Genomic DNA, 11976 nt, shown 5'->3' on the forward strand with positions numbered 1-11976 from the left:
AGCTCAATGAATTCTGAATTTTTGTTTTTGTTGCCAAAAACGAATTGACTGTGCGTTATTATTTTCACTTTTAAAAAAAGTGAAATCAAAACAGCTCAAGGCTGAATCTTTTAATAACATATGGTCACTCAGTTTCAATTGAGACTCTAATTTTTTTGCCTCACTACCGAAGTAGGTTGGCTGTTAGAACTCAATCTGTACGAGTGCCCACACAGATGATTGCTTTATATTGTTAAAGAACGTTTTGAGTCGCTTTAGCGACTCAAGGGATGCGAATAATACACCCTTTATTTTTCGAGTCAACACTTTGTTTTAAACTTTCTTTTTAGAAGATTCAAAACCGAAGTTTTACTTAACTCTCTGAGCCGCTGCTGCCTTGCTATGCGTTGGCGTTTCCCGTCTCAGTGGGGTCGCATTATAGGGAGATTCGAGCGGGGGTCAATGTTTTATTTCAGCTTTTTGACAAATAAATGAATTTAGTATGAAACGCATACAAACAAAGGGCTTCGGAGTGATTTTAGATTAAAAAACGCGCACATTATGTCGCTATTTTACAGCTATTATTTGCGCGTTAGAAAAAGCAGTACACTTAGTAATCGCTATACTGCTTTGTTGGTTTTAATTTGCTGCAATTTGCCATACAGCTATAGAACCTGAGATCTCATTACCTATTATAAGGAGTGGTTTGTTAGTGGCACTTTGCTCAGCCGGTACAAACACCATTCCTTCGGGTGCAAGGTCACCGGTTATATCTGCTCCCTCTATTACACCTCGGTTATAAAAGTAATCTTCAAATTGTACATCGTAAGGATTAGTAATATCGTAAACCATAATCCCACCCATACGCTCAAGACCTATAAAAGCAAAGGTGCGTTCGCCGATGCTACCTATTGTTAGCGCTTCTGGTTCTGCGCCTTTATCATCTGAGCGTGTGTCACCTTCGTTTTCATCTTCATTATTATTAAAGGCTTCGCCATGTACAGATGCAGTTATACGGCCTATATCGTCGCCTGAATCAAACACCACCAGCCCATTACTGTCCCAAATGGTAAACGACCGTGCACCATAGGCATAAAGCGATTCGTACTGGCCATCGTTATTAGCATCACCTTTTACTGTACTTACTTTTAAACGACCAATATCGTTATCGTCGTTATTTAAGTAATCAAAATTAGCAGCAAGGGTTAAATCTTCAACACGGCTTTCATCTATGTATGCAAGGCAACCATCATCTTCATCGTAATCTAGACCTCCTTTTGCTATGCAGTCTGCTTCGTCTGTTGTATCAAAGAAGTATTCACGTGCATCACCTTCATTTGCCGACACTATAAAGTTTGCGCCTTTCCAGCTAAAACTTGAGATAGTATCTGGCTGATACATTCCATATAAGCCAGTGTATGATTTAAAATTAACACCGCCGTCTTTATCTGATGCGTCTATTTGCAAGTTAGACCAACCTTTAAATCCCAACCCTTTTAGTTCAAGAGAGTTATCTTCTAAATTAACGATGGCTAGTGCGTTATTTTCTTGAATTGATATATAGGCATATTTGTTATCTTTAGAAATGCTGACGTACTCAGGTTCTAGGTCCATGGCAACTGTTGTATTTATTTCATTTCCATTAATTGTTCGCCCTGTGGGGTTGGCAAAAACTAGCCCTTTCTCTTCAAGCTCAGTTTGTTGATTGTTATATGCAGTAAAATCAATATTGCTGGCCTTATCGGCAATTACGCCATTTTCAATATTAATAACGCTAATAGAGCCCTCTGGGTCGATACTGTAATCGCCGTTAGGTTCGCCCTCATTAGCAACAACTACTTTTGCCCCACTATGACTAAATGTCACCATGTCTGGTAAAAAGCCGACCATTACATTTTTAATAAACACCGGTGTATCGCCGCTAATATTGTAAAACGCTATTTGACCCGCTTCGCCCACGGTTTTAGCTGCCATTGCAACAGCCAGTAATTGGTTAGTTTCATCTATTGCTATGCTGTTCGCATCCCCTGGGGTGCTATCATTTAAGGTAAGAGTAATTGCTGATGTAAGGTTAGTTGCATTCACTATTCCTTCGTTATCTTGAACGAGTGCGGCAGTATCAAACGTATCGGCGGGTATAATGTTCACTACTGCTTCATCACCAGAGCTATTAATAGCGTAAATCCATTTTTTAGATGCTTGATAAGCGACTATTTCGGCTGCACCTTCGGGGCTTTGGGCATTAAGTACAGCGCGGCCTACTAAACTTATATTTAACGCAGAGTTTGCATTGGTGCCGTTAGTACCATTTTGACCCGCTGTACCTTGCTCTCCCTGAATACCTTGCGTGCCGTCTTGGCCGTCATCTCCATCTAGTGAGCAACCCGTTAATATTGATATGAGTGAAAGTGCTATAAGTGACCTTTTTAACATTGTTATTTTCCTTAGTATTGTATTGGCAAAAATAACAACACACCGGTATGACAAAGTTATGGCATTTTTAATAAAGCTTTTTTAACTTAAAAAACGAGTTTTAATGCTAAAGGGCATACAAGAACAAGACTTACTGTATAACCTAATAATTTAAAAGGCTTGGAATAGCTATTTTTAGCTTTAATCCCTATAAAAGGCCCTAAAATATCAATGCGTGTAACTACTAATGTAATGACCGCGCAAACACACCATGTACCAATAACAACTAAGAGTGGCTCAATAAAATAACCTAGCCTTAAAGGCTGCAAAACAAAACATAGAATTATGAGTACACTTTGATGTAATAGATAAAAAGGGAATACCCAGCTATTTAATGTTTTTAAGTAGCTAGTTTTAAAGTTTAAAAAATGCTGTGCGAGTGCAAGCATGGTTAGCACTCCCAATACTCTTTGAATGTTGTAAAGAGTAGTAAAAACATAGCTAGGTAAATCAAACACGTTTTGATAAGCCATTACTATGTATATACACAGCAGGGCAAAGCTTACACATAGCAGGCAAAAATAGTGATTTAAGCTCGCCCAAAAATAAGCGTACTTAGCTAACAGGTACCCTATCAATAAAAATATAAAGCCGTTAGTTTCACGAATTGCATCTCCTTTTAAATAGTTATTAGTAAGCAGCATTGCTATGACTAATAAGCTTGCAAGTAGGGGTAGGCTTATTTTAACCAACTTGAGCAAAGGCTGAAAAATAGGAAGCTTTACGAATAGTGAAAATAAAAAAACAATAAGCATAAACTGCCATAAAGAACGTAAATACCATAAATGATTTACATCTACGTGCGGCCATACTCCAGATTGGTAATTAGCAAACATTTCATTATTAATATCTAAAAACGCGGAGTAAAACTGCCAATACGATATGTTTATAACGCTTTGTTGCGACATTTCTGCATACAGCTGAAAGGGAACTATTAACCATAAGCCCACCAGCAAAGGGAGTAATATAAAAATAGAGCGATTTAAAATAAAAAAGAAGTTTGATTTAACGCCTCTTACCTTATCAAGCATAAATCGAAGTGCTACCCCAGATATAAACCATATAAGTAGCATTCTCCAAGGAGCAAACATCAACATAAAATACTCTACGTATTGAGATGTATAAGTACTTTTAAAGTGAAAACCCCAATTTTCGCTGTACAGCATACCTATGTGATAAAAAATAAGTACAGCAAACGCAATTACTCTTAGCCAATCAAGAAAGTAATGACGATTATTTAAATGAGTTGTGAGGTGTAATTGTTTATTCATGCTTAAGCCAATGTATGCGTATTGGTACTAGTAAGACTTAAACAACTCGCAAAAACTATTCATAAGTGCTTATATTACAAGCAATAGTGATAAAAGGTGGTATTTAGGGATAAACCCACCACATAAATATAAGCACATATTATGAACCTACAACACTTTCAGCGTTTTCAAGCCCTATATGCCTCTGCATTACTTTGCGCATATATTTTGATAAACAATACAATAAACGCTACAACCCAAATAATGGAGGCAAAAAGAGCAGGAGATGTACCATTTTTAATTTGGGAGCCATTTGTATGGGAGTATTCAAGCGCACTAGGATCATTGCTTATGTTTCCGGCTTTAATTTGGTTTTTGAAAAACACACCTTTTAATTGGCAAAAAGTACCTGCTTCATTGGCTATGTATTTTGGCGCTTCAATTATATTTAGCATGTTACATATTGCTATTATGGTTGGTAGTCGCAAGCTTGTATATTTAGCTTATGGCCGCGCTTATGATTTTGGACTGAGTTGGTATGAATTAATATACGAATACCAAAAGGATGCTATTAGCTTTGTATTTTTTATTACGCTAATAAAAGTATATCAATATGTTGTTCAGCAATTATTAGGGGAGGCATCTTCAATAGAAGAAAGCGAGCAACAAGCAACACCCACTCTAAGCCGTTTGCTCGTAAAAAAGCGTGGCAAAGAATTTATTGTAAAAATAGACGATGTTGATTGGCTTGAATCATCAGGTAACTATGTAAACTTATATATTGGCACGTCTATTTACCCTTTAAGAACAACCCTTACAGCACTAAGTGAGCAATTAGAAGATAAAGGCTTTTGTAGAGTCCACCGCAGTCATGGCGTAAACCTTGATAGAATAGAGTCTATTACACCGCTACCTAGTGGTGATAGTGAAATAAAGCTAACTACAGGTAAAGTACTTAACCTATCTAGACGCTACAAAGAGCAATTTAAGCTAAAACTGAAATAAAAAAGGCTAACTAAGTAGCCTTTCATTATTATTTTTTAACTGGTCGTTTCCAGCCGGTTAAATTACGCTGTTTAGAGCGTGCTATTGCAAGCTGCTCATCTTCAACGGTACTGGTGATCACAGAGCCTGCACCTACAGTTGCTGTTGCACCAATATTTACAGGAGCAACAAGTGATGAATTTGAACCAATAAAGGCGTTATCACCAATAATGGTTTTTGCTTTATTAACCCCATCGTAGTTACAGGTAATAGTGCCCGCACCAATATTCACTTTTTCACCAATTTCAGCATCGCCTAAGTAACTTAAGTGGTTTGCTTTAGAACCTTTGCCTAAGCGGGTTTTTTTCATCTCTACAAAGTTACCAATGTGCGAGTCTTCTTCCATTACCGCACCAGGGCGAAGGCGAGCATATGGCCCAAGCGTACATTTAGCCGCTACGCTTGCATCTTCAATTAGGGTATTCGCTTTTATTACAACGTTATCGCCTATGGTACAGTTTTTAAGTACACAGTTAGGACCAATTTGTACGTTATTACCAAGGGTCACATTACCTTCAAAAATAACGTTTATATCAATTAATACGTCTTCGCCTGTTTTAACATTGCCGCGTACATCGATACGGGCAGGGTCGGCGAGAGTTGCGCCATTTAACATTAGCTCTTCTGCTTGCCATGCTTGGTAGGCACGCTCTAGGCCTGCAAGTTGTACGCGGTTGTTTGCGCCTTCAACTTCCATTGCATGATCTGGCTGCGCTGATGTGATTTCTACACCTTCACTGTGCGCCATAGCAACGATATCTGTAAGGTAGTATTCACCCTGCGCATTATTATTAGATAAGTTGCCTAACCATGTTTTTAAAAGCTTGCCGTTAACCGCCATAATGCCGGTGTTTACTTCGCTAATAAGTAACTGCTCGGCGCTTGCATCTTTTTGCTCAACAATACCAACAAGCTTGCCATTTTCACGCAGCATACGGCCGTAGCCATTTGGGTTAACTAAGTTAACAGTTAATACCGCTAAACCATTTTTAGGTGTTGCAGCTAATAAGCGCTCTAGTGTTGATTGCTTTGTAAGAGGTACATCGCCGTACAACACAAGTACAGTGTCGCCATCATTAATATGTGGGTTAGCTTGAGCTACTGCGTGGCCAGTACCAAGTTGTTCTGCTTGCAATACCCAATTTACGTCGTTATCAGCAAGTTGTTGTTGTAATAGTTCACCGCCGTGTCCGTAAACTAAATTAGTTGTGGTTGCCCCAAGTGCCTTTGCGTTATCTATAACGTGCTGCACCATAGGTTTACCTGCCACTTTATGCAGAACTTTAGGTAGAGCAGAACGCATACGAGTACCTTTACCCGCAGCAAGAATTACTGTTGTTAGAGCCATTAAAACAATTTCCTTTTTCCGTTGTTTTATTGAGTAGTTAATGAAAATAAGCTTACGAGATTACGCATGTCACTCCATGTATACATACTCAGCCATATTATAATAAATAATGACTGAATCTATGATAAACAAACTGTTCATAATAATTACACTTATTGTAACCAGCTTTGCAGGTTGATATAAGTGTTAAGCCAAATAACAGGCACAAAAAAGCCCACATAAAGTGGGCTTTTTAAAACCGGATAGGCTTACTTTTTACGTAATTGCTGAATTACGCGAAGTTGTGCAATAGCTTCCGCTAGTTGCATAGCTGCTTTTTGATAATCAAATTCAGCAGCTGACGCATTAGCCATTTGGCTTTCTGCGTCACGTTTAGCTTGCTCTGCAGCTTGCTCGTCAAGGTCTTCACCACGAACAGCTGTATCAGCAAGTACGGTTACTATGTTCGGTTGAACTTCTAGTGTACCGCCAGCAATGTAGATGAGTTCTTCTTCACCAAACTGCTTAACTAAACGTACCATACCAGGTTTAAGGGCAGTTAGTAGTGGGGCGTGGCCGGCATTAACACCAAGCTCACCTTCACTACCAGATACTTGAATCGATTCAACTAGACCAGAGAACAAACTCTGTTCTGCGCTTACTACGTCAAGATGTACAGTCATAGCTGCCATACTACCCTCCTAATTACATGCTTTTAGCTTTTTCTTGAGCTTCTTCGATAGAGCCAACCATGTAGAACGCTTGCTCTGGAAGGTCATCAAACTCACCGTTTAAGATGCCTTTAAAGCCAGCAATTGTATCTTTTAGTGATACGTATTTACCAGACGCGCCTGTAAACACCTCTGCCACGAAGAATGGCTGAGATAGGAAACGTTGGATTTTACGTGCACGAGATACAAGTTGCTTATCTTCGTCAGAAAGCTCGTCCATACCTAGGATTGCAATGATGTCTTTAAGTTCTTTGTAACGCTGAAGAACTGTTTGAACGCCACGTGCTGTATCGTAGTGCTCTTGACCAATTACTAATGGGTCAAGTTGACGTGAAGATGAATCAAGTGGATCTACCGCTGGGTAAATACCAAGTGATGCGATATCACGTGAAAGTACTACTGTTGCATCTAAGTGAGCAAAGGTCGTTGCTGGAGATGGATCCGTTAAATCATCCGCAGGTACGTATACCGCTTGGATTGATGTAATTGAACCTGTCTTAGTTGAAGCGATACGCTCTTGAAGCACACCCATTTCTTCAGCTAGTGTAGGCTGGTAACCTACCGCTGATGGCATACGACCAAGTAGTGCAGATACTTCTGTACCAGCAAGCGTGTAACGGTAGATGTTATCTACGAAGAAAAGTACATCGCGACCTTCATCACGGAACTTTTCAGCCATAGTAAGACCTGTTAACGCTACGCGTAAACGGTTACCTGGAGGCTCGTTCATCTGACCGTATACAAGCGATACTTTATCAAGTACGTTTGAATCGTTCATCTCATGGTAGAAATCGTTACCCTCACGAGTACGCTCACCAACACCTGCGAATACTGAGTAGCCGCTGTGCTCGATTGCGATGTTACGGATAAGTTCCATCATGTTTACGGTTTTACCTACACCGGCACCACCGAATAAACCAACTTTACCACCTTTAGCAAATGGACATACAAGGTCGATTACCTTGATACCAGTTTCTAAAAGCTCAACTGAACTTGATTGCTCTTCGTATGAAGGCGCTGCACGGTGAATAGACATACGGTCTTCTTCGCCGATTGGGCCAGCTTCATCGATTGGCTCACCAAGTACGTTCATGATACGACCAAGTGTTGCTTTACCAACTGGAACTTGAATCGCTTCACCTGTGTTTGATACTGAAGCACCACGACGTAAACCGTCTGTAGTACCTAGTGCGATAGTACGTACCACACCGCCACCTAGCTGCTGTTGAACTTCTAGAGTCAAACCAGCTAAATCGCCATCTGTTACTTTTAGCGCGTCATATACGGCTGGCACGTTGTCTTGAGAAAACTCAATATCCACAACGGCACCGATAATTTGGACGACCTTACCTAAACTCATGTCTATTCCTCTCGTTAATCTTTGCCTGAAGCATTAAACTGCGGCTGAACCAGAAACAATCTCACTAATTTCTTGTGTGATTGCCGCTTGGCGGGCCTTGTTATAAACAAGCTGTAACTCATCCATAAGGTCGCCGGCATTATCTGTTGCAGCTTTCATTGCAACCATACGGGCAGCCTGTTCAGAGGCAGCGTTCTCAACCACACCTTGGTATACCTGAGACTCTACGAAACGTACTAACAAAGACTCTAAAATAGCCTCTGGATTTGGTTCGTATAAGTAGTCCCATGTGTGGGCAGATACTTCTTTTTCAGCTTTTGGCAAAGGGAGTAACTGATCTATTGTTGGCTCTTGCTTCATGGTATTAACGAAGTTGTTATATACCAGGAATAAACGGTCAATTTTACCTTCAGAGAATGCATCAAGCATTATTTTTACAGGACCAATAACGTCTTGTACTGAAGGTTTATCTCCTAGGCCTGCTTTTTTAGCAAGCACTTGACCACCAAAGCGTTGAAAGAAACCAGCAGCTTTGCTGCCTAAAGTTGCAAACTCTGCGTCTACACCTTTTTCTTTCCATGCTTTAATATCTAATGCAACTTTTTTAAACTCGTTTGAGTTTAAGCCGCCACATAGACCACGGTCAGTAGAGATAACAATATAACCAACTCGCTTTACTTCACGTTCTTCTAAGAACGGGTGAGTAAAATCAAGATTTGCTTGAGCAACACGACCAATCACTTTGCGTAATTTGTCAGCGTATGGACGGCTTGAAGCCACTCGTTCTTGCGCCTTTTTCATTTTAGACGCAGCAACCATTTCCATTGCGCTAGTGATCTTTTGAGTATTTTTAATACTCCCGATCTTGCTTTTAATCTCTTTTCCGCTGGCCATGACTCTCTCTCCGAATCAAGGTGTGCTTTAGTAAACTAAAGCGCACCATTAATAACTAAATTACCAAGTTTGCGTAGACTTGAACTTCTCTAGAAGTTCTTTAAGTTTCGCTTCGATCTCGGCGTTGTAGTTACCAGTTTCATTGATTTGAGCCACAAGCTCTGCGTATGTGCTACTTGCGTAAGAAAGTAAAGCTGCTTCGAAATCCATAATTTTAGGAATTTCGATATCTTTAAGATAGCCTTTCTCAGCTGCAAATAACGACAAAGACATATCAGCAACAGACATTGGTGCGTACTGTTTCTGCTTCATTAGCTCTGTTACACGCTCACCATGCTCAAGTTGAGCACGTGTAGCATCATCAAGGTCAGACGCGAACTGCGAGAACGCAGCTAATTCACGGTACTGAGCTAGGGCTAGACGGATACCGCCACCTAGTTTCTTAACGATTTTAGTTTGTGCAGCACCACCAACACGCGATACCGAGATACCAGCATTTACTGCCGGACGGATACCTGAGTTGAATAAGTCAGTTTCTAAGAAGATCTGACCATCGGTGATAGAGATAACGTTTGTCGGTACGAACGCAGAAACGTCGCCGCCTTGAGTTTCAATGATTGGCAATGCCGTCAATGAACCAGTTTGTCCTTTCACTTCACCATTGGTGAACTTTTCAACGTAATCTGCGTTTACACGCGATGCACGCTCTAAAAGACGAGAGTGAAGGTAGAATACGTCACCTGGGTATGCTTCACGACCTGGTGGACGCTTAAGTAGTAATGAGATTTGACGGTAAGCAACTGCTTGCTTAGATAAATCATCATATACGATTAATGCGTTTTCACCACGGTCACGGAAGTATTCACCCATAGTACAGCCCGAGAACGGTGCTAAGTACTGAAGTGCCGCAGACTCAGAAGCAGATGCTACAACTACGATAGTATTTGCAAGTGCACCGTGCTCTTCTAATTTACGTACTACGTTCGCAATAGTAGATGCTTTTTGGCCAACCGCTACGTACACACACTTAACGCCTGTGTTCTTTTGGTTGATGATTGCATCGATTGCTAGTGCAGTTTTACCTGTTTGGCGGTCACCGATTACAAGCTCACGCTGACCACGACCAACTGGGATCATAGCATCAATAGATTTGTAACCAGTTTGTACTGGCTCATCTACAGATTGACGCTCGATTACACCTGGTGCAATTTTTTCTACAGGTTCAAAACCGTCGTTATCTAAAGCGCCTTTACCGTCGATAGGAGCACCTAGCGTGTTTACAACACGACCAAGTAAACCAGCACCAACAGGAACTTCTAAGATACGACCAGTTGTGTATACTTTTACGCCTTCAGTAAGGTCAGCGTAAGGACCCATTACTACTGCACCAATTGAGTCGCGCTCAAGGTTTAGTGCGATAGCATAACGGTTGCCTGGAAGCTCAATCATTTCACCTTGCATACAGTCAGCAAGACCGTGGATGCGGATGATACCGTCAGTAACAGATACAATTGTACCTTCGTTACGAGCTTCACTTACAACTTCGAACTGCTCAATACGTTGTTTGATCAGATCTGAAATTTCAGTGGAATTAAGTTGCATGCTCTTTTTCCCAATTACGATTGTAGTGTTGTGGCTAAGCGGTTTAATTTACCGCGTATTGAGCCGTCGATTACAGTGTCACCCGCCTTAATAATAAGGCCGCCAACAACTGCAGCGTCTTCACTACAATTCAGCTTAACTTTGCGTGCGAAACGTTTTTCAAGTGTCGCTACCAATGACTCTTGCTGCTGTGCAGCAAGAGGGGTTGCCGAAATCACATCTACATCGATTTCTTTGTCATACTCTGCTTTAAAAGCAGCGAATAACTGAGCAACCTCAGGCAGTGCAATCAAACGTCCATTTTCAGCCATCACCTTCACTAGGTTCTGACCTTGTTCGTTGAGCTGCTCTGCACATATGTTAATAAATAACTCAGCTTGTGCAGTAGCAGTAGGCAATCCAGCTAAAATGGTTGATGCTTGCTCATTGCTGGCAACTTCGCCTGCAAAGAACAACATGTCATTCCAGCTTTCAATTGTGCCTTTTTCAACGGCAAGCTCAAAAGCCGCTTTAGCGTATGGGCGAGCGATAGTAGTCAATTCAGACATGCTCATACCCTCCTAATTACAGCTCAGCGACAAGTTTTTCAACGATGTCACTATGTGCGGCTTGATTGATTTCACGCTCTAAAATTCTCTCTGCGCCAACCACAGCCAGTGTTGCTACTTGCTTACGTAGCTCTTCTGTCACGCGGTTACGCTCTGATTCAATTTCAGAGTGCCCTTGAGCAATAATTTTTTCACGTTCTTCTTGTCCACGAACAGTTTCTTCGTCAACAATTAGCACGGCACGCTTTTTAGCTTGTTCAATGATATCTGCCGCTTGAGCTTTTGCATCTTTAAGCTGTTCTGCAGCTTTTTGTTGCGCAAGTTCTAAGTCTTTTTCGGCTCTATCAGAGGCAGCTAAACCATCTTCAATTTTCTTCTGGCGAGCTTCAATTGCATCATTCAATGGTGGCCATACATATTTCATACAAAATAGTACAAACACCGTAAACGCAATTAATTCACCGATAAGAGTGGCTGTTATATTCACGACCGCTCCTCCTTAAAATAGTAAGCTGTTCAAAAAATTAAATTAAAGTACGAACAGGATTACCATTGCGATACCAACACCGATCATTGCTACCGCATCGATTAGACCAGCTAGGATGAACATCTTAACTTGTAATGAAGGTGCAAGCTCAGGCTGACGCGCACATGCTTCTAGGAATTTACCACCCATGTTACCGAAGCCGATTGCAGTACCGATTGCACCGAAGCCGATAAGTAAAGCAACTGCGATGTACTTAAGACCGATCATTAGTTCCATTTTTTT

At 40.9% G+C, this 11976-nt stretch carries 11 protein-coding genes; 1 reads left to right on the plus strand and 10 read right to left on the minus strand.

Annotated elements, in window-relative coordinates:
- Positions 1–618 precede the first annotated feature (618 nt).
- Positions 619–2412, minus strand: coding sequence for a choice-of-anchor I family protein (locus CWC11_RS19205; protein WP_138683975.1), 1794 nt, complete (start codon positions 2410–2412; stop codon positions 619–621).
- An 86-nt stretch (positions 2413–2498) separates the two neighbouring features.
- On the minus strand, positions 2499–3722 hold the full coding sequence (locus CWC11_RS19210; RefSeq protein ID WP_138683976.1) for an acyltransferase family protein: 1224 nt from the start codon (positions 3720–3722) through the stop codon (positions 2499–2501).
- Positions 3723–3863: 141 nt separating this feature from the next.
- Here CWC11_RS19210 and CWC11_RS19215 point away from each other — a divergent pair, with 141 nt between their 5' ends.
- Complete coding sequence (locus CWC11_RS19215) at positions 3864–4706, plus strand: LytR/AlgR family response regulator transcription factor (RefSeq protein ID WP_138683977.1); 843 nt, start codon at positions 3864–3866, stop codon at positions 4704–4706.
- 28 nt (positions 4707–4734) lie between these two features.
- Here the strand turns inward: CWC11_RS19215 and glmU are convergent, their stop codons facing one another.
- The 8 genes from glmU to atpE form a co-directional block, all read right to left on the minus strand.
- Positions 4735–6093, minus strand: a complete 1359-nt coding sequence (glmU, locus tag CWC11_RS19220; protein WP_138683978.1) for a bifunctional UDP-N-acetylglucosamine diphosphorylase/glucosamine-1-phosphate N-acetyltransferase GlmU — start codon at positions 6091–6093, stop codon at positions 4735–4737.
- A gap of 248 nt (positions 6094–6341) precedes the next feature.
- Positions 6342–6764, minus strand: a complete 423-nt coding sequence (locus CWC11_RS19225) for a F0F1 ATP synthase subunit epsilon (RefSeq protein WP_058548205.1) — start codon at positions 6762–6764, stop codon at positions 6342–6344.
- 13 nt (positions 6765–6777) lie between these two features.
- Positions 6778–8163, minus strand: coding sequence for a F0F1 ATP synthase subunit beta (atpD, locus tag CWC11_RS19230; protein ID WP_138683979.1), 1386 nt, complete (start codon positions 8161–8163; stop codon positions 6778–6780).
- A 33-nt stretch (positions 8164–8196) separates the two neighbouring features.
- The gene (gene atpG / locus CWC11_RS19235) at positions 8197–9057 is read right to left on the minus strand and encodes a F0F1 ATP synthase subunit gamma (RefSeq protein ID WP_058548203.1); all 861 of its coding nucleotides are present in this window, start codon (positions 9055–9057) and stop codon (positions 8197–8199) included.
- Positions 9058–9117: 60 nt separating this feature from the next.
- Complete coding sequence (atpA, locus tag CWC11_RS19240) at positions 9118–10659, minus strand: F0F1 ATP synthase subunit alpha (RefSeq protein WP_058548202.1); 1542 nt, start codon at positions 10657–10659, stop codon at positions 9118–9120.
- A 14-nt stretch (positions 10660–10673) separates the two neighbouring features.
- The gene (gene atpH / locus CWC11_RS19245; protein WP_138683980.1) at positions 10674–11207 is read right to left on the minus strand and encodes a F0F1 ATP synthase subunit delta; all 534 of its coding nucleotides are present in this window, start codon (positions 11205–11207) and stop codon (positions 10674–10676) included.
- Positions 11208–11223: 16 nt separating this feature from the next.
- Positions 11224–11694 carry a F0F1 ATP synthase subunit B gene (gene atpF, locus CWC11_RS19250; protein ID WP_058548200.1) on the minus strand — a complete coding sequence of 157 codons (471 nt, stop codon included), beginning with the start codon at positions 11692–11694 and terminating at the stop codon, positions 11224–11226.
- Positions 11695–11736: 42 nt separating this feature from the next.
- Complete coding sequence (atpE, locus tag CWC11_RS19255) at positions 11737–11970, minus strand: F0F1 ATP synthase subunit C (protein WP_138683981.1); 234 nt, start codon at positions 11968–11970, stop codon at positions 11737–11739.
- Positions 11971–11976 lie beyond the last annotated feature (6 nt).

Source organism: Pseudoalteromonas sp. S3178, assembly GCF_005886985.1.
Lineage (GTDB): Bacteria > Pseudomonadota > Gammaproteobacteria > Enterobacterales > Alteromonadaceae > Pseudoalteromonas > Pseudoalteromonas carrageenovora.